This window comes from Streptococcus sp. VTCC 12886 (assembly GCF_049893425.1).
In the GTDB taxonomy this organism is placed as follows: domain Bacteria; phylum Bacillota; class Bacilli; order Lactobacillales; family Streptococcaceae; genus Streptococcus; species Streptococcus suis_AA.
Window position 1 is genome coordinate 13,420 of sequence record NZ_JBMVJB010000013.1, and the last position, 17,304, is coordinate 30,723.

19 protein-coding genes are annotated in these 17,304 nt (G+C 40.4%); 2 read left to right on the forward strand and 17 right to left on the reverse strand.

All coding sequences use genetic code 11. The annotated features are described in order from the left end of the window. Positions 1–47: 47 nt before the first annotated feature. From ACPC57_RS05375 to cdaA, 6 genes are all read right to left on the reverse strand, one after another. Complete coding sequence (locus tag ACPC57_RS05375) at positions 48–428, reverse strand: DUF4825 domain-containing protein (protein WP_318150865.1); 381 nt, start codon at positions 426–428, stop codon at positions 48–50. 147 nt (positions 429–575) lie between these two features. Then, a complete protein-coding gene (locus tag ACPC57_RS05380; protein WP_239604655.1) occupies positions 576–1,352 on the reverse strand; it encodes a class I SAM-dependent methyltransferase in 777 nt (258 codons plus the stop codon). Between the two features lie 342 nt (positions 1,353–1,694). Continuing rightward, complete coding sequence (locus tag ACPC57_RS05385) at positions 1,695–3,239, reverse strand: ABC-F family ATP-binding cassette domain-containing protein (RefSeq protein ID WP_130554758.1); 1,545 nt, start codon at positions 3,237–3,239, stop codon at positions 1,695–1,697. 50 nt (positions 3,240–3,289) lie between these two features. Then, positions 3,290–4,642, reverse strand: coding sequence for a phosphoglucosamine mutase (gene glmM / locus ACPC57_RS05390; RefSeq protein WP_434066462.1), 1,353 nt, complete (start codon positions 4,640–4,642; stop codon positions 3,290–3,292). Between the two features lie 12 nt (positions 4,643–4,654). Next, on the reverse strand, positions 4,655–5,359 hold the full coding sequence (locus ACPC57_RS05395) for a CdaR family protein (protein WP_434066463.1): 705 nt from the start codon (positions 5,357–5,359) through the stop codon (positions 4,655–4,657). Beyond that, positions 5,352–6,203, reverse strand: a complete 852-nt coding sequence (gene cdaA / locus ACPC57_RS05400; protein WP_217374898.1) for a diadenylate cyclase CdaA — start codon at positions 6,201–6,203, stop codon at positions 5,352–5,354. Before cdaA ends, ACPC57_RS05395 begins: the two co-directional genes overlap by 8 nt. 172 nt (positions 6,204–6,375) lie before the next feature. On the opposite strand from cdaA, the gene murT reads away from it, so the two are divergent. Together murT and gatD are read left to right on the forward strand one after the other, a co-directional pair. Next, positions 6,376–7,719, forward strand: a complete 1,344-nt coding sequence (gene murT, locus ACPC57_RS05405; protein ID WP_434066464.1) for a lipid II isoglutaminyl synthase subunit MurT — start codon at positions 6,376–6,378, stop codon at positions 7,717–7,719. Beyond that, complete coding sequence (gatD, locus tag ACPC57_RS05410; RefSeq protein WP_277836745.1) at positions 7,719–8,504, forward strand: lipid II isoglutaminyl synthase subunit GatD; 786 nt, start codon at positions 7,719–7,721, stop codon at positions 8,502–8,504. Before murT ends, gatD begins: the two co-directional genes overlap by 1 nt. An 873-nt stretch (positions 8,505–9,377) precedes the next feature. On the opposite strand, the gene hisE is transcribed toward gatD, so the two are convergent. The 11 genes from hisE to hisC are packed head-to-tail and all read right to left on the reverse strand — an operon-like array spanning position 9,378 to position 17,291. Then, on the reverse strand, positions 9,378–9,692 hold the full coding sequence (gene hisE, locus ACPC57_RS05415) for a phosphoribosyl-ATP diphosphatase (protein ID WP_434065039.1): 315 nt from the start codon (positions 9,690–9,692) through the stop codon (positions 9,378–9,380). Between the two features lie 14 nt (positions 9,693–9,706). Beyond that, positions 9,707–10,021, reverse strand: a complete 315-nt coding sequence (hisI, locus tag ACPC57_RS05420; protein ID WP_160864561.1) for a phosphoribosyl-AMP cyclohydrolase — start codon at positions 10,019–10,021, stop codon at positions 9,707–9,709. Beyond that, entirely contained in the window at positions 10,021–10,779 is a 759-nt protein-coding gene (hisF, locus tag ACPC57_RS05425; RefSeq protein ID WP_434065010.1) for an imidazole glycerol phosphate synthase subunit HisF, read from the reverse strand. The genes hisI and hisF overlap by 1 nt, the downstream gene beginning before the upstream one ends. Position 10,780: 1 nt before the next feature. Then, on the reverse strand, positions 10,781–11,500 hold the full coding sequence (gene hisA, locus ACPC57_RS05430) for a 1-(5-phosphoribosyl)-5-[(5-phosphoribosylamino)methylideneamino]imidazole-4-carboxamide isomerase (RefSeq protein ID WP_434066465.1): 720 nt from the start codon (positions 11,498–11,500) through the stop codon (positions 10,781–10,783). Next, positions 11,497–12,123, reverse strand: a complete 627-nt coding sequence (gene hisH, locus ACPC57_RS05435; protein WP_434066466.1) for an imidazole glycerol phosphate synthase subunit HisH — start codon at positions 12,121–12,123, stop codon at positions 11,497–11,499. The genes hisA and hisH overlap by 4 nt, the downstream gene beginning before the upstream one ends. A 1-nt stretch (position 12,124) precedes the next feature. After that, complete coding sequence (gene hisB / locus ACPC57_RS05440; RefSeq protein ID WP_434066467.1) at positions 12,125–12,709, reverse strand: imidazoleglycerol-phosphate dehydratase HisB; 585 nt, start codon at positions 12,707–12,709, stop codon at positions 12,125–12,127. Beyond that, a complete protein-coding gene (gene serB / locus ACPC57_RS05445) occupies positions 12,706–13,353 on the reverse strand; it encodes a phosphoserine phosphatase SerB (protein WP_277838011.1) in 648 nt (215 codons plus the stop codon). Before serB ends, hisB begins: the two co-directional genes overlap by 4 nt. Then, positions 13,340–14,623, reverse strand: a complete 1,284-nt coding sequence (hisD, locus tag ACPC57_RS05450) for a histidinol dehydrogenase (protein WP_434066468.1) — start codon at positions 14,621–14,623, stop codon at positions 13,340–13,342. The genes serB and hisD overlap by 14 nt, the downstream gene beginning before the upstream one ends. Continuing rightward, positions 14,620–15,267, reverse strand: coding sequence for an ATP phosphoribosyltransferase (gene hisG, locus ACPC57_RS05455; protein ID WP_172036684.1), 648 nt, complete (start codon positions 15,265–15,267; stop codon positions 14,620–14,622). Before hisG ends, hisD begins: the two co-directional genes overlap by 4 nt. Before the next feature lies 1 nt (position 15,268). Next, the gene (locus ACPC57_RS05460) at positions 15,269–16,243 is read right to left on the reverse strand and encodes an ATP phosphoribosyltransferase regulatory subunit (RefSeq protein ID WP_277836749.1); all 975 of its coding nucleotides are present in this window, start codon (positions 16,241–16,243) and stop codon (positions 15,269–15,271) included. Then, positions 16,209–17,291 carry a histidinol-phosphate transaminase gene (hisC, locus tag ACPC57_RS05465; RefSeq protein WP_217374889.1) on the reverse strand — a complete coding sequence of 361 codons (1,083 nt, stop codon included), beginning with the start codon at positions 17,289–17,291 and terminating at the stop codon, positions 16,209–16,211. Before hisC ends, ACPC57_RS05460 begins: the two co-directional genes overlap by 35 nt. Positions 17,292–17,304 lie beyond the last annotated feature (13 nt).

Here is a 17,304-nt window from a genome sequence, read left to right on the forward strand (position 1 = left end):
AAATTCAGACGATACTCATAATTGAGAAATAACCTACATAAGGCAGGTCATTCTTTATTATATGAAACTATTTCTTTTTGGGTTTCTTCATTGACAAAGGTTATCTTTCCTAAATTAGCAATCAAGTCAAAAATGGAGTTACTATTCTGCTCTAAATCTAAATAGTCAGAGTCAGGCATTTCAGTTACTTTCAAATAGATGATAAGCTCATATGGTTCTTCATCTGAACGTATTTCAATATGATCATACGTGTAACCTGTCGGGTAATCCTGTAAACTTGCAATCTTAATTACATTGTTATTATCTCCGATATATTCGGTCCTATACTGCTCAAGAGAATCCATTTCGTTTTTAGCTGGCTGGCATGCAGATAAGAATATCGCAGTTAGAATTGTCAACAACATGATCCTTTTAAATTGGTACTTCATGATATATCTTCCTTTCAATCCTTTATTATCAGTTACATTACTATCAAATATATAATAATATATTTTGATTAATCGGTCAAAATATCTGAGATCTCATTGTGAAACACTCAATCATCTATAAAAAAACTACCTTTCGGTAGCTTAACTCTATAATTTTATTGACAAATTCGCCAGATAATCTGAACCAAATTGGGACAGGCGATTGCGATGATCCTTTGATTCGTAAAAATCAATCATGGCAAAACCAGCTCGAAATTGCCCAGCAATCTGTTCTTCTAAGGTGTGGCTAAATTCATAGCCATATTCTGGGTCAATCGCAATTTGTCCTGCTTCTTCTAATTTTCGTGCGTTGAAAGGCAGGCTGTACTTCGGTATCAAGGTCTTGTCTGGCTGATCCCAGACCTCGTCAGCATCAAAGACATAAATCCAAGGATTCATGTAGCCCACCATGAGTAGTCCGCCCTTTTTCAAGATCCGATAGGATTCCTGCCACATATTGGTTAGGTCTTCGATATAGACATTTGAAACAGGGCAAAAAATAATGTCAAAAGTTTCGTCCTCAAAAGGAAAAGCTTGTGTCATATCTGCCTGAATCGTCTGTAAATCTAAATTTTCTCGCTCTGCAACGAACCTATCTTTTTCCAACTGTTTCAGAGAAAAATCCATTATAGTCGTTTCATAACCATGAGCTGCAAAAATCGGTCCCTGTTGACCACCTCCACAAGCTAGTCCCAATAATTTTTTTCCTCTAGCCTTTTCAAACCAGTTAAGTGGAACTGTCTTTCCAACTGTCAAAGCGACGGTGAGGGAATTTGCCTTTGCATGTTCAAATTCCTCATGACTAAGAGGAATTGTATAGGGATTACCTTGTCTACTTGATACCCTATTCCATCTATCTTGATTGAAGTCTACATATTTAGTCATTCTTTTTTCCTCTGGAGAGGTCTAGCCAGTGTGACCTCGTTCTATTCTTTTCATGTTTTTACCTCCTTTACTATGCTCATTCTATTATAGTATGCATACAAAGAAAAAGCTACCTTTCGGCAGCCTATACTCTTCGAAAATCAAAATCAGACGTTGTTGACTTAATTTGATGACTGTAAAGCGCTCCTGAGGAGGTTTTCAGCCTGTTCCCTTGAAATAGAAAAGGAACAGAGTTCTATCTGCATCTGAGCGAAACGAACTAGGTTCGCCTATTTCCAACCTTCAAAGGTTCCCCGGACAATTGGAGCAAGTCGGATTTTGGTTTTCATTGAGTATTACTTCTTAAGTCAGGTCATTAAAATCCCAAACATCGTCAACCCAGCCCTCATAGAAATCAGGCTCATGGCAGACCATGAGAATAGAGCCCTTGTAGGCTTTGAGAGCTCGTTTAAGTTCATCTTTGGCATCCACATCTAAATGGTTGGTTGGCTCGTCAAGGATAAGTACATTGTTTTCACGGTTCATAAGCAAACAGAAACGAACCTTAGCCTGTTCTCCACCTGAAAGGACTTGAATCTGGCTTTCGATATGTTTAGAGGTTAAACCGCAGCGAGCCAAGGCAGCACGGACTTCCGCTTGATTAAGTGCAGGAAAGGCATCCCATACCGCTTCAAGTGGCGTCTGACGATTACCAGCAGCAACTTCCTGTTCAAAATAACCTAATTCTAAATACTCCCCACGCTCAACAGTTCCTCCTAGCGGTGGAATAATGCCTAGAAGACTTTTGAGAAGGGTGGATTTACCAATACCGTTGGCACCGACAATGGCAATCTTTTGGTTACGCTCAAAGGTTAAATTGAGCGGTTTACGTGTTAAAACGCGATCGTATCCTATTTCTAAATTATTGGTCTGGAAGATAAATCGACTTGGTGTGCGTGCCATTTTGAAGTCGAAGGATGGCTTTGGTTTTTCGGATTGAAGTTCAATAATCTCCATCTTATCCAACTTCTTCTGACGAGACATAGCCATATTTCGAGTAGCAACTCGAGCCTTATTTCGATTCACAAAATCCTGCAAATCAGCGATTTCTTTCTGTTGACGTTCATAGGCCGCTTCCAATTGTGCACGCTTCATGGCATGGACTTCTTGGAATTGATAATAGTCACCGGTATAGCGAGTTAAAAGTTGGTTTTCAACATGATAAACAATATTGATCACATCATTCAAGAATGGAATATCATGGGAAATTAAAACAAATGCATTTTCATAGTTCTGCAAATATCGTTTGAGCCAATCAATATGCTCAGCATCCAGGTAGTTGGTTGGTTCATCCAAGAGCAAAATATCTGGCTTCTCTAAAAGCAACTTAGCCAAGAGTACCTTGGTCCGTTGACCTCCAGACAATTCCGTCACATCCTTGTCCATACCGTATTCCATGACACCAAGAGCACGAGCTACTTCATCAATTTTAGCATCTAAAGTATAGAAATCACGACTTTCCAAGCGATCTTGGAGTTCTCCAACCTCTTCCATAAGAGCATCAATATCAACCCCATCTTCAGCCATTGACATATATATATCATTGATACGAGCTTCGGTTTTGAATAATTCATCAAAGGCTGTGCGTAAGACGTCACGGACAGATTGACCCTTTTCTAATTTAGCATGCTGGTCTAAATAACCTGCCGTTACATAACGTGACCATTCAACCTTACCTTCATCTGGCTGCAATTGACCTGTCACGATGGACATGAAGGTCGATTTCCCTTCACCATTGGCACCGACAAGTCCGATATGTTCCCCTTTCAAGAGACGGAAGGAGACATTTTCAAAAATTGCACGGTCACCAAAGCCATGGCTCAAATTCTTTACTTCTAAAATACTCATAAATTCCTCACAAAAGAGGCTGGAAATGCTTCCAGTCTCTGTTTACTCTTTTAATCTAAACCGATTTCAGCACGAACCACATCTGCGATTGTATCTACATAATAGTCAACCTCAGCATCTGTTGGGGCTTCCGCCATAACACGCAATAGTGGCTCAGTCCCACTTGGACGAACTAAGATACGGCCATTCCCTGCCATCTCTGCCTCCATCTTTTCAATGATAGCTGCGATAGCAGGAACCTCCATAGATTTATCCTTCATGCTGTTTTCAACACGAATATTGACTAATTTTTGTGGATAAATCGTAACTTCTGCTGCCAACTCTGACAAGGTTTTACCTGTTTCTTTCATGATTTTAGTCAGTTGCACAGCGGTCAATTGGCCATCACCTGTGGTGTTATAATCCATAAGAATTACGTGACCAGATTGTTCACCACCAATATTGTAACCTTCTTTGCGCATTTCCTCGACCACATAACGGTCTCCAACTGCGGTCACAGCTTTTTCAATTCCTTCGCGATCCAAGGCCTTATGGAATCCGAGATTGGACATAACTGTGGTCACAATTGTATTTTTGGCCAATAGACCACGATCAGCAAGGTATTTACCAATGATATACATGATGCGATCGCCATCTACTAAATCACCATTCTCGTCTACAGCAATCAAGCGATCGCTATCTCCATCAAAGGCAAGGCCAATTTGACTACCGGTTTCCTTAACTAATTCTTGCAATTTTTCAGGATGCGTAGAACCAACGCCCTCATTAATATTCAAACCGTCTGGATTTTCAGCGATAACCGTCAAATCTGCACCTAGGTCTGCAAAAATTTGGCGAGCAGAAGTTGCCGCTGCACCATTAGCTGTATCCAAAGCAACTTTCATACCTTCTAATTCAGTACCAGTTGATACTAAAAATTGTTGATACTTGCGTAGACCTTCTGGATACTCCACTACATCACCCAAACCTTGAGCAGACGGACGTGGTAATGTATCTTCTTCCGCATCAAGAAGAGCTTCTATCTCTGCTTCCAATGCATCATCTAATTTGAAACCATCACCAGCAAAAAACTTAATTCCATTATCCTGTGCTGGATTGTGGCTTGCAGAAATCATAACCCCTGCGCTAGCTTTTTCTGCTTTGACTAAGTGGGCAACACCAGGTGTTGCGAGCACACCAAGTTTATATACATGAATACCTACTGATAAAAGGCCTGCAACCAAAGCAGACTCAAGCATTTGCCCTGAAATACGTGTGTCACGCGCCACGAAAACTCGAGGTACATCCGTTTCATGTTGACTAAGGACATAGCCACCAAAACGACCTAGTTTAAATGCCAATTCTGGCGTCAATTCTACGTTTGCTTCTCCACGGACACCGTCCGTACCAAAATATTTACCCATTTTTTTCATTCCTTATTTTGTTTTTGTAACAACGACTTGAATATTTGCTTCTGTTTCAGATAAAACCACTGGCAAGACATTTCCATCACTATCAACTGCTTGTAGCTTGGCTGTACCACTATAATTTGAGTCTAAATTACTAATATCAACTGCAACTGCTTCCACATGATCAATTTTTGCCATGGTTTCTTCATCAGTAGTCACCTTTACAGAGCTGACATCCACAGTGACTTTAGACACACTGTATCCACTTGCCAATTGATTGCTATAAAAGACCCCTTCAACGGCAAAACTCTGACTAACTTTTTTCCCGATTTTAACAGTAATAGCATCTGGTGCCAATGTGGCACTGATACCCGCTGGTAGATTAGCTAATTGTAATTTAACTGTTTGCGTGCCATCCGTATGCTCTCTTAAATCTGCAACAACTTGAAAAGTGCGAGTCGATTCATCAGATTCTCGTTGTAGAAGTACACGGTTGGATCCTCGTAACTCGACATCCACAGTTGAGGAGAAACCAGATATAAAATACTTATTCGTGTCGTATTCAATGTCAATTGGGACGCCACTTAAAGTATGAACATAGGTTTCTGATTCGGTATTACTCGCAGATGACTCTGAATTTTTATAATTGGTTGTCGTAGCATAGAAAAAGAGTAAGAGGGCTAAAAAAATAGATAGGGTGAGATGACCAACTGTTCTAAACTTTTTATTCATTCTTGCCTCCCCTCAATCGTTTCCATACAGTTTGTTTGATATCAGGTTCTCGAATAAAAGTAGCCCGTAACTCTGCTTCAAACTCTTCTAAGGTCAGATCATGTTTGAAAATGCCATTATGTGCAATAGAGATACTGCCCGTTTCCTCTGAAACAATAAAGACAAAGGCGTCTGACACTTCCGATAATCCAATCGCAGCGCGGTGTCGTGTCCCAAATTCCTTGGAAATCCCTGCACTTTCAGACAAAGGCAAATAGGCACAAGCTACTGCGATTTTGTCCTCCTTAACGATTACTGCCCCATCATGCAAAGGAGTATTGGGAATAAAAATATTAATTAAAAGTTCCCTGGACACATCTGCATTTAACGGAATTCCGGTAGATCGATACTCCTGCAAGGTCTGAGCTTGCTCAACCGCCACTAAGGCTCCGATTTTCCGTGGGGACATGTAAGCAACCGACTTAAGAAAGGCAACTATTAATTTTTCTTCCGCACTGACGGTATTTGTCGTAAAAATCTGAGTTGTTCGCCCGAGCTTTTCCAACATAGCTCGAAATTCAGGAGCAAAGATAACAACTGCTGCAATGACCCCATAAGTGATGACCTGGTTAATCAACCAAGCTATCGTTTGTAAGCCAAAAATACTTGCTACAATTTGAACAATAATAAAAAGAAATACTCCTCGAATGAGGGTCATAATCTTAGTACCAGCGATGGCCTTACTAAAATTATAAATCAAATAAGCAACAATACTAATATCTATTAGGTGAAGAAGAGCAGTCCATGGACTTGCTATCAAACTTGACCAATAGCCTAAATCAAATAATTGGTTTAAGTTTAACATGTATACCTCACACTTTCTAAAGTATAACACAGTAGTGTTTCTATTATATCACAAATTAGGCACATATATGAGTCCGAGCTTTCTTTAACGGATAAAAAAAATGACATATCATTGTGAAGTATCTCATAGTTCCATAATAGATAAACAGTTTATTTTATGTTAAAATAGTTCCATGAAAATAAATACATTACTAGGGATTGCAGCAGGGAAATCCAGTCAATTTATCTTGAAAAAACTTGGACGAGGAACGACCCTTCCTGGAAAAATCGCCCTCAAATTCGATAAACATATTTTAGACAGTTTAGCTAAGGATTATGAAGTTGTCGTCATTACCGGAACAAACGGCAAGACGTTGACAACCGCATTAACAGTTGGAATTCTCCAAGAAGCATTTGGAGAAATCACAACCAACACTAGTGGTGCCAATATGATTACCGGGATTACAGCCACTTTTTTATCAGCTAAGAAAAATAAGAATGGCAAAAAAATAGCTGTCTTGGAAATTGACGAAGCCAGCCTTGCTCGTATTACAGATTTTATTAAACCTAGCTTAATAGTCTTCACCAATATCTTCCGTGATCAAATGGATCGCTACGGTGAAATTTATACCACCTATCAGATGATTTTGGACGGGGCATCCAAAGCTCCTCAAGCAACTATATTGGCGAATGGTGATAGCCCGCTCTTCAATTCAACTTCTGTTATCAATCCAGTTAAATACTACGGTTTTGCAACGGAAGAACATGAACCACGACTGGCCCATTACAATACTGAAGGCATTCTTTGCCCACATTGCCACCAGATTATCCAGTACAAGCTCAATACATATGCCAACTTAGGGAGCTATATTTGTACCAACTGTGGCTTTAGCAGACCTGAGCTGGACTACAAGTTGACTGAGTTGAAGGAAATTACCAATACTTCTTCTACTTTCGTGATTGATGGCCAAGATTATAAAATCAATATCGGTGGTCTCTACAACATTTATAATGCTCTTGCAGCAGTCAGTGTCGCTGAATTCTTCGGAGTTTCACCTGAAGAAATCAAAGCCGGTTTTGATAAATCTAAGGCAGTTTTTGGTCGCCAAGAATCCTTTAAATTAGGGGATAAGGATTGCACACTTGTCCTTATCAAAAATCCAGTAGGTGCAACTCAAGCCATTGAAATGATGAAATTGGCTCCATATGACTTTAGTTTGTCAGTCCTACTTAACGCCAACTACGCTGACGGTATTGATACCAGCTGGATTTGGGATGCAGACTTTGAGCAAATAACCCAAATGGACATTCCACAAGTGTTTGCTGGTGGGGTTCGTTCATCAGAGATTGCCCGTCGCCTTCGTGTGACTGGTTTCCCTGAAAACCAGATTGTTGAAACATCTAAACTGGAGGACATCATGAGCTTAATAGAGCAATCTAGCAGCCAACACGCCTATATATTGGCTACATATACAGCTATGTTGGAATTTCGTGACTTACTCGCTCAGCGTCAAGCCGTTGGAAAGGAGATGAAATAATGGTCTATACCTGTTTAAAAAGCCCTGATAAAGACTATCAATACGATCTCCATATCGCTCACCTTTACGGCGACTTGATGAATACCTATGGTGATAATGGCAATGTCCTTATGCTCAAATATGTTGCTGAAAAGCTGGGGGCGCGAGTTCAAGTCGACATTGTTTCGCTGACAGACCGTTTTGACAAAGACTTATATGACATCGTCTTTTTCGGGGGCGGTCAAGATTATGAGCAATCTGTTCTAGCCAAAGATTTGCCAACAAAAAAAGAAAATCTAGCTGACTACATTGAAAATGGAGGTGTTATGCTAGCCATCTGTGGAGGATTCCAATTACTTGGTAAATATTATATTGAAGCAGGTGGACGTAAAATTGACGGTTTAGGCATTTTAGGTCACTATACACTCAACCAGACTAATAACCGCTATATTGGGGATATCAAAATTCACAATGATGAATTTAATGAGACCTACTATGGATTTGAAAACCACCAAGGCCGAACTTTCTTGGCTGATAATCAGAAACCGCTAGGTAATGTTGTCTATGGTAATGGGAACAACAAGGAAGATGGAGGAGAGGGTATGCACTACAAAAATACCTTTGGTAGCTACTTCCATGGTCCCATCTTGTCTCGCAATGTCAACTTAGCGTATCGGTTAGTCACAACAGCTCTCCGTAAAAAATATGGTCAAGACATCCCACTTGCAAGCTACGCAGACATTCTCAGTAAAGAAGTTGCTGAAGAATACGGCGATGTTAAAAGCAAAGCAGAATTTGAAAAGTAATGGGAGTGGGAAAGAACTCGACTAAGATAAAAAGAGTTCGTCTTCCCACCCCCGCACAGTTGATTAGGTTAGATTTGGAGTGTAAAACACGAACAAATCTGCCAATCAACCACTGCGCTGAGATGTTGACGCGAACTCTGAGAAGCGACCCTGGGCTTTATGCCCAGCCTCCTTTAGATATTAGACTCGAGAATTTTTTTCAACTAAAAAAATCAGATGCTCACATTACAATGAACATCTGATTTTTATTTCCATCAACATTCTAATACTTTTTAATACTCAATGAAAATCGAAAGCACCCTAGCTTCAACTATCTGATAGATAGTTGAAGTCTAGAAATATTGCAATCTGTCTTCGGGACATGAAGCCGAAGATATTACTATGTTACTTTCTCATTCAACTACAACAAGCTGAGGCTTGCCTCAAGCCCAGGGCCACTTCTCAGAGTTCGTGTCAAAATCTCAGATTACTCTAACAATCTGGGATATTATTAGCGGTAGGAAAAAACAAACGAAATTTGTGTCAAAATAGTCCAGTGGAGTGGATTAAAACAGTCAGGGAAGTGACTGTTTTAACCCGAGCTAAAAAATAAAAGCGAGGTTTGTTTGGGAAACTGTTTTAGCTGGCCACCGTAAAATTAGAAGGTGACCACAGAAGCCCGAACCTACATATTTGGAAGTGAGGGGAACTCTTTTTGACCTGGTCAATGTCTTTCCCACTCCACTCATCAAGGCTCTTGTCAACGGATAATTTTGATTTTCGAAAAGTGTAAGTCAAAGATTTACTACCCTAGCCTAACTTAAACATATTGGTTAACTGGAAGTAACGGAAATCAAAGATATTAATTTCTTTCGATTAGTTACCCTAAATTCACTAGTAATTGGTGATTTCTTTTCTGTCGGTTGTTTTACTTATTTTTCCTTGACGTTCAATTAATACAGCTTCTACATCTTGAGGTGATACTTCTGTTTCCACTAAAAGTACTGCTAAATGGTAGAGCAAATCAGCAACTTCTTGAGAAATTTCATCTTTATCTGCATTTTTTGCAGCGAGTACAACTTCTGTCGATTCTTCTCCGACTTTTTTCAAGATTTTATCCAAGCCTTTGGTATAAAGGTAATTGGTATAAGAACCCTCTCTGGGGTTGGTTTTACGATCTAGAGCTTCTTGATATAGGGTATTGAGCATCTTTTTTCCTTTCATTACAAAATATCATTAAAGAAACAACTGTATGCACCTGTGTGGCAGGCAGCAACTGTTTGTCGAACGGATACCAGGAGAGTATCATTGTCACAATCCGTTTTTATGGAGACTACCTCTTGAAAATGTCCACTCGTTGCGCCTTTATGCCAAAGCTCCTGGCGAGAACGACTCCAGTAGTGCATTTGCCTGGTACTTAGTGTTTTTTCATAGGCATCTTGATTCATGTAAGCGAGCATGAGGACCTGACCTGTTTGGTAGTCTGTAACAATCACAGGTATCAGTCCCCCCTGCTTTTCAAAATTTAACTGTACCATCACACTCTTACCTCTATTCCACTTTGTCGCATAGCCTGCTTAGTATCAGCAATGCTCACTTCACCATAGTGAAATATAGAAGCAGCCAACGCTCCAGTAGCAGGAGTTTGTTCAAAAACCTCTAAGATATGTTGGCTATTGCCCGCACCACCTGAAGCAATGATCGGAACCGTCACTACATTAGCCACAGCATTGAGCATTTCGATATCAAAACCAGACTTGGTGCCATCCTTATCCATGCTGGTTAAAAGGATTTCACCAGCACCAAGGGAAACTACCTTTTTGGCCCAGTCAAGTAGGTCAATACCTGTATCTTTTCTACCACCTGCTACAAAGACATGCCAGGAACCATCCTCTACTTTTTTTGCATCTATTGCCACCACTACACATTGATTACCAAACTTTTCTGCACAGTCCGCAATGAGTTGTGGATTTGCAACAGCTGATGAATTTACAGAAACCTTGTCGGCACCAGCCTTTAGCATCTTATTCATATCTTCGACCGACCGAATACCTCCACCAACTGTAAAAGGAATAAAAACCTGCTCTGCAACTCGGCGTACCATATCAACAGTCGTATCTCGTTCTTCATGGGTTGCTGTAATATCAAGGAAAACTAGTTCATCACAACCAGCTTCATAATAGGCTTTGGCAGCATCAACAGGATTCCCCACATCAGTTAAATTGACAAAATTAACACCTTTAACCACTCGGCCGTCTTTGACATCAAGGCAAGGAATAATGCGTTTCGCTAACATATTATTCCTCCACTTCAACCAGTTCAGCAAGGCTAATTCTTCCACTATAGTAAGCCTTGCCTACGATCGTACCGTAAACACCAATTGCTTTTAATTGTTCCAAATCACTGAGAGCATGAATACCACCAGAAGCAATTACTTTGGCACTTGTGAGTTTTGCAATTAACTCTTTGTAATGAGCAAAGTTGGGACCTGCTAGCGTTCCATCGCGTTCTACATCTGTATAAACAAATAAGCGGACACCAATTTTTTCCATTTCTAAAGCAAGCTGAACAAAGTCTACATCACTGGTTTCAAGCCACCCTTCCGTTGCGACACGACCAAATTTTGCATCAATCCCTACAACGATTCTATCACTGCCAAACTGAGCTAGTGCCTCTTGCACAAAAGAAGGATTTTTGACAGCCATAGAACCAATAATCACACGATCAATACCAACTTCCAAATAGTCCGCAATCTGCTCAATGGTGCGAATTCCCCCACCAACTTGTATGTTCAAATTGGTCTCCTGTTTTAACTGAGCAATTAAATCACGGTTGGCAGCCCGCCCTTCCAAAGCTCCATCCAAATCCACAACATGGATAAAATCAATACCAGCTTCTTTGAATAGTTTAGCTTGTCCAATCACATCTGGATTAACAACTGTCTCTTGACGAAAGTCTCCTTTGAACAGACGAACAGCGCGACCTTCTCTTATATCTATGGCTGGATAAATCTTCATATCCCACCTCTACTTTCTAGTTGACAAACTTGAGCAAAATTCCGCAAAATGCCTAGGCCAATCTCCCCCGATTTTTCAGGGTGAAATTGCGCACCATACACTTTTTCTTTGGATATCATAGCTGGAATTTCTTGGCTATAAGAGGAAGTTACATCCAAATATTCATTGGGAATATCTGTAAAATAACTATGGACAAAATAGACAGATTCTCCATCTAAATCACTAGTGAGTGGATTCTGTTGTCTCGTTTGCAAAACATTCCATCCCATGTGGGGGACAGGAAATCCAGCCTCTGGTAGGATTGGCCGACACGTTCCAGGAATCAGTCCTAATCCTTGAGTTGGCTGGTGTTCCAATCCTTCTTCAAGAAGCAACTGCATCCCAAGACAAATTCCCAAGAGGGGTGTTCCGCCAGCTACAGCCTCCTTAATGGCTGGGATGAGTTGGCGTTTTTCCAACTCCGCCATTGCAGAAGGAAAGGCTCCTACTCCAGGCAATATTAATCCTTGGGCCTTCCGAATTTTCTCTGGATTTGCAGACAATACTGCTTCTACTCCAATACTCTTTAAAGCTCGCAATACATTTGCAGTATTGCCAGCATCATAATCAATTACAATCATCATCTTACAAGATCCCTTTTGTTGAGTTAACCCCTTGAATCTCAGGGTTTATCGTGATTGCTTCTCGTAAAGCACGACCAGTAGCCTTGAATAAACTTTCTGACTTGTGATGACTATTCTTTCCATGTAATATTTTTAAGTGGAGGTTCATTTGTAGATTGCAGGCCAACGCTTGAAAGAATTCTTCCACTAATTCAGTATCAAAATCTCCTAATTTTGGATTGTCAAAATGAGCATCAAAAACCAGGTAAGAACGACCAGAAAGATCAAGACTAGCCATTCCAAGCGTTTCATCCATGGGTACAAAGCTAGTTCCATAGCGGTTTATACCTTCTTTTTTACCTAAGGCTTCTCTTATAGCTTGTCCTAAAACAATTCCCACATCCTCAACAGTATGGTGACTATCCACCCAAGTATCTCCATCTACAGTAACAAGGAGTGAAATGCGGCTATGACGGGCGAAAAGCGTCAGCATATGGTCAAAAAAACCTACACCTGTTGCAATCTCAACAGGTTCTTGTTGATCCAGATTTACCGTCAACTTGATTTTGGTCTCAAATGTGTTACGTTCAATACTTGCTTGTCTCATGCACTTACCTCATCAATAATTTCAATTGCCTTATAGAGATTTTTTTCGGTGATACGGTAAGGAGCGGCTTGTTCAACAATTGGTTTCGCACAAAAAGCAATTCCAATACCCGCCTCCTGAATCATAGGTAGGTCATTGGCTCCATCTCCCATGGCAACCGTATCCTTCAGTTCTAAGTCATTGTCTAAAGCCCAAGCTTTCAACTGAGCTTTTTTTACATCCTTAGTCACAATTTCACCAAGAACACGACCTGTTAATTTACCATTGATAATTTCCAAGTGGTTAGCTTTAACATAATCGAGATTGAGTCGCTCCGCTAGGATATCCACCGTTTGATGGAAGCCGCCTGAAACAACTGCAACCTTATAACCTCGCTTGTGCAACTCTGCTACCAGTTCTTCTGCCCCAGGTGTGAAATGAATACGTCCTAAGATAGTATCCAGAACTGTTTCTGGCAAGCCCTTTAACAGGGCAACACGTTCCCGAAGTGCTTCTTCAAAATCTAACTCACCCCGCATGGCACGCTCGGTAATACTTGCAACCTGTTCGCCTACCCCTGCTTCCTCGCCTAATAAATCAATTCCTTCTTCCATGATCAAGGTGCTATCCACATCCATGACCAATAATCCTTTAACTTTCTTCATTTCTCACCTCAATTGCACGTGCATGAGCAGCCAAACCTTCTGAATATGCCAAGGTTGTAATGGCCTGACTGGCTGCTTGTACAGCTTCCTTACTATATTGTGTATACTGAATACGCTTGATAAAATCATGAACTCCCAATGCTGAATAAAAACGGCTGGTTCCAGATGTAGGAAGGACGTGATTGGTCCCTGCAAAATAATCTCCAATAGGCTCGCTAGTAAAATGTCCTAAAAAGATAGAGCCTGCATGTTTGACAAATGGTAGATATTCATAGGCATTTTCCATTGCAATTTCCAAATGCTCTGGAGCAACCAAATTCATCAGCTCAAACATTTCATCTACTGTTTCTGTGAGGATAATCCGTCCATTATCAGCAATTGATGCTGCTGCAATTTCCTTTCTCGGTAGTGATTCAAGCTGCCGTTCAATTTCTTGTTCTACTTGTTGAGCCAGTTTGGCCGAATTAGTCACTAAAATAGCTCGTGCCAATTTATCATGTTCAGCTTGTGATAATAAGTCCGCAGCAACATAAACAGGGTTAGCTGTTTCATCTGCGATCACCCCAATTTCGGATGGTCCAGCTATCATATCAATCCCAACCAAACCATAAACTAGTTTTTTTGCCGTTGCTACATAAATATTTCCAGGACCTGTTATCTTATCTACCTTTGGAATAGACTCCGTTCCATATGCAAGAGCAGCAATGCCATGAGCCCCACCCACCTGATAAATCTTATCTACACCAGCTAGTTTTGCTGCAACCAATATAGCTGGATGATAGGTTTCCTGTGGAGGAGTAATCATTACAATTTCTGAAACACCAGCAATTTTAGCTGGAACAACGTTCATTAGAACAGATGAAGGATACGCAGCAGTACCACCTGGGACGTAGACACCAACCCTCTCCAATGGACGAATCAACTGACCACGGATAACACCAGTTGATGGTTGATCTTCAAATCCCTTTTCAACCTGTTGCAGATGGTAGGATTCAATATTCGCCTTCGCTTTTTGTAAGGCAGAAAGGATTTGCGGATCAATAGCCGCAAAGGCTTCATCAATCATCTCATCAGAAACAGCCAGTTGTTCCACATGAATACCATCAAACTGTTGATTGTAACGTATAAGAGCCTCATCACCATTTTGAGCAACATCGGCCACGATGTCTTTAACAACTTCCTCAACCGATACAGTTTCTGCATTTAGTGCAATCTGTTCTTCATAGAGAAGCTGTGCAATTTCTTGACTTTTTCCACTTAATCGTTTCATGTAAAGGGTACCTCCTCATTTCCAACAATCGTTTCCAATTTTTCAATAAATTCACGAATTTGGGGCTTGTTCTTAATACTTGCCTTATTAACAATCAACCTTGTCGAAATGCGACAAATATCTTCGAAAACTACGAGACCATTAGCAACTAAGGTATTTCCAGTTTCCACAATATCCACAATAGCATCTGCCAACCCTAATACTGGAGCAATTTCCACACTGCCTTGTATAGAAATGATTTCAACATCTTCACCTTTTTTATTAAAATATTCCATGGCAACAGTTGGATATTTGGTTGCAATACGCTTGCGCTTATGGTCACTTGGATTGTATGTAGGAATGGAAGCTACTGAAAATTTACAAAGTCCAAAATTTAAATCTAACATTTCAAGAAAACCAGTTGGGTGCTCAATCAGCACATCCTTACCAACAATCCCTAAATCTGCCACCCCATGTCGAACATAGGTCGTTACATCAGGAGCCTTGACCAATAAAAAACGAAACTGCCCATCTGGACTTTCAAAAATCAAGTTTCTCCCTTTTTCCATCATAAAGGACATGTCAAATCCAGCTTTTTCAAGTAAAGCAAGCGTTTCTTTCTCAATCCGCCCTTTGGTTAGAGCAATGGTTACTTGTTCCACCATCTTACTGGCCCCCTTCATAATCAATATTCTTACGGATTGCTTGATAAACCGCATCAATCTCTAAAGCCCATCCAACCGCTGTCAGTTTCTGAGCACCAAATCGTTCAAACAATTTATCATATCGCCCTCCAGATAAGAAGGCATCCGGTACCTGTTGATCAAAAACCTTGAACATCATACCGGTATAGTATGGAACTGTTGGAAGTTGCGCTAAATCTACAGTTACGATACCTAAGTCTTTCTCAATCAAGGTAATCAATTCTTCTAATTGATCAAAGGTCTTGAGTAATTGAGAATTGGTCACCACTTCCCGAGCTTGTCTCAAGACCGTCTCACTCTCTCCAAATAAATAAGGAAGCCTACGAATAAAGCCATCAAATTCACTAGGGTTTCGCTTGGTAAATTCATTTAACTTAGTGATGTTTTTATCCCGAATATGGAGAGAGAGTTCATTTGCAAGTTCACCAGTCAATTCAAGATGATCGAAGATGGTCCTTAAAATTGCCGCATGAGAAAACTCAAATTTATATCCCTTTAATCCAAGCTTATCAAGAGCTTCCTTCGCACTAGAAATGGCATGCTGATATGCTACTTGAGCAGGAAAGCCAATAATTTCGATACCAGCCTGAGTTCGCTCATTTTCCAACCCCCGCATCAACTCCTGACTTTGAAAAACCTTGCCAGAGTATGAAAATTTAATTGGTGTGTGCACCCGTGTTGAGGCAATAACTCTGGCAATTTGACTGGTAATATCTGGGCGCAGGCTAAGTAATTGACCTTCTTTATCAAATAAATGGTAATTATCTCTATTTACCTGATCAGAAAAAACTTCAAAATGTTCCAATGTTGGTGTCTCAATCCGATGAAATCCTCGTTCCATTAAGAGATCACTAACAGTTCTTTCAATTTCATAAGTTGCTTTGGCCCGTTTAAACAGTTTATCATGTAAGCCCTGTGGCAATGTTCGTTTGTTCATGACAATATTCCTTTATTTTTAATAGGACAGTTTCCATTTCCTTCTGCGTTCCAATGGAAATACGAAGCCAATCCTGAATTCGTTCCTGGGAAGGAAAATAGCGAATATAAATATTTTCTTTTTCTAAATAGGCAAACAGCTCCTCCGCCTTAACCAATGAGGGTTTGACTAAAAGAAAATTTGTTGATGAAGGTAAGACATCGAAGTTTAAGCCCTCTAATTCATTTGCAAACCAATCACGTGTTTCCATAATGGCTTGGCAAGACTGTTGATAATATGACCAATCTTCCACTGCTGCAAGTGCAAGTGTTTCTGAAATCGCATCAACATTATAGGGATTGATCGAATTGCGAACGGCTTGAATCACACTTATGAGTTGCTTAGAACCTACACCGTATCCAACTCGCAATCCTGCTAGAGAAGCATCTTTAGAAAATGTACGAGTAATAAATAAATTCGGATATTTATCAAGAAGCCCCAATGCTGACTGTCCACCAAAATTGACGTAGGCTTCATCAATTATAACCACTACATGTGAATTGGCTTTCAATACAGCCTCGATCTCATCTAAGGTCTGAAAACGCCCTGTCGGTGCATTTGGATTGGTTAGAATAATACCTCCACATTCCCTCTGATAGTCAGCTACATGCCAGCTAAAATCAGTTCTCAAAGGAACCTCCTCATAAGGAACACCATAGAGTTGAGCCCATACCTTATAGAACCCATAGGTTAGATCTGGAAATAACACAGGCGATTCGGTTTGAAAAAAAGCAAGGAAAGCCATGGAAAGAATATCATCTGAACCATTTCCTATCACAAACTGCTCCGGATCCAATCCATGCTGATGCGCAAGTGCCTGACGCAAATCAGCCTGATCTAAGCTAGAGTAGCGCCGGAGGTGTTTTCCTTCAAATTTCGCCAATGCATCTATGACAGCCGGACTTGGACCATAGGCATTTTCATTTGTATTAAGCTTAATCATATTTTTTACCTTTGGCTGTTTTCCAGCTATGTAAGGTTCAATCTTTCTCAGTCCTTTTAGTTCCATTTTATCCTCCAAA

What these genes read in the sequence shown, in the direction of transcription:
- ACPC57_RS05375 (WP_318150865.1), bottom strand. Translation starts at nt 428, where the DNA reads ATGAAGTACCAATTTAAAAGGATCATGTTGTTGACAATTCTAACTGCG.
- ACPC57_RS05380 (WP_239604655.1), bottom strand. Translation starts at nt 1,352, where the DNA reads ATGACTAAATATGTAGACTTCAATCAAGATAGATGGAATAGGGTATCA.
- ACPC57_RS05385 (WP_130554758.1), bottom strand. Translation starts at nt 3,239, where the DNA reads ATGAGTATTTTAGAAGTAAAGAATTTGAGCCATGGCTTTGGTGACCGT.
- glmM (WP_434066462.1), bottom strand. Translation starts at nt 4,642, where the DNA reads ATGGGTAAATATTTTGGTACGGACGGTGTCCGTGGAGAAGCAAACGTA.
- ACPC57_RS05395 (WP_434066463.1), bottom strand. Translation starts at nt 5,359, where the DNA reads ATGAATAAAAAGTTTAGAACAGTTGGTCATCTCACCCTATCTATTTTT.
- cdaA (WP_217374898.1), bottom strand. Translation starts at nt 6,203, where the DNA reads ATGTTAAACTTAAACCAATTATTTGATTTAGGCTATTGGTCAAGTTTG.
- murT (WP_434066464.1), top strand. Translation starts at nt 6,376, where the DNA reads ATGAAAATAAATACATTACTAGGGATTGCAGCAGGGAAATCCAGTCAA.
- gatD (WP_277836745.1), top strand. Translation starts at nt 7,719, where the DNA reads ATGGTCTATACCTGTTTAAAAAGCCCTGATAAAGACTATCAATACGAT.
- hisE (WP_434065039.1), bottom strand. Translation starts at nt 9,692, where the DNA reads ATGCTCAATACCCTATATCAAGAAGCTCTAGATCGTAAAACCAACCCC.
- hisI (WP_160864561.1), bottom strand. Translation starts at nt 10,021, where the DNA reads ATGGTACAGTTAAATTTTGAAAAGCAGGGGGGACTGATACCTGTGATT.
- hisF (WP_434065010.1), bottom strand. Translation starts at nt 10,779, where the DNA reads ATGTTAGCGAAACGCATTATTCCTTGCCTTGATGTCAAAGACGGCCGA.
- hisA (WP_434066465.1), bottom strand. Translation starts at nt 11,500, where the DNA reads ATGAAGATTTATCCAGCCATAGATATAAGAGAAGGTCGCGCTGTTCGT.
- hisH (WP_434066466.1), bottom strand. Translation starts at nt 12,123, where the DNA reads ATGATGATTGTAATTGATTATGATGCTGGCAATACTGCAAATGTATTG.
- hisB (WP_434066467.1), bottom strand. Translation starts at nt 12,709, where the DNA reads ATGAGACAAGCAAGTATTGAACGTAACACATTTGAGACCAAAATCAAG.
- serB (WP_277838011.1), bottom strand. Translation starts at nt 13,353, where the DNA reads ATGAAGAAAGTTAAAGGATTATTGGTCATGGATGTGGATAGCACCTTG.
- hisD (WP_434066468.1), bottom strand. Translation starts at nt 14,623, where the DNA reads ATGAAACGATTAAGTGGAAAAAGTCAAGAAATTGCACAGCTTCTCTAT.
- hisG (WP_172036684.1), bottom strand. Translation starts at nt 15,267, where the DNA reads ATGGTGGAACAAGTAACCATTGCTCTAACCAAAGGGCGGATTGAGAAA.
- ACPC57_RS05460 (WP_277836749.1), bottom strand. Translation starts at nt 16,243, where the DNA reads ATGAACAAACGAACATTGCCACAGGGCTTACATGATAAACTGTTTAAA.
- hisC (WP_217374889.1), bottom strand. Translation starts at nt 17,291, where the DNA reads ATGGAACTAAAAGGACTGAGAAAGATTGAACCTTACATAGCTGGAAAA.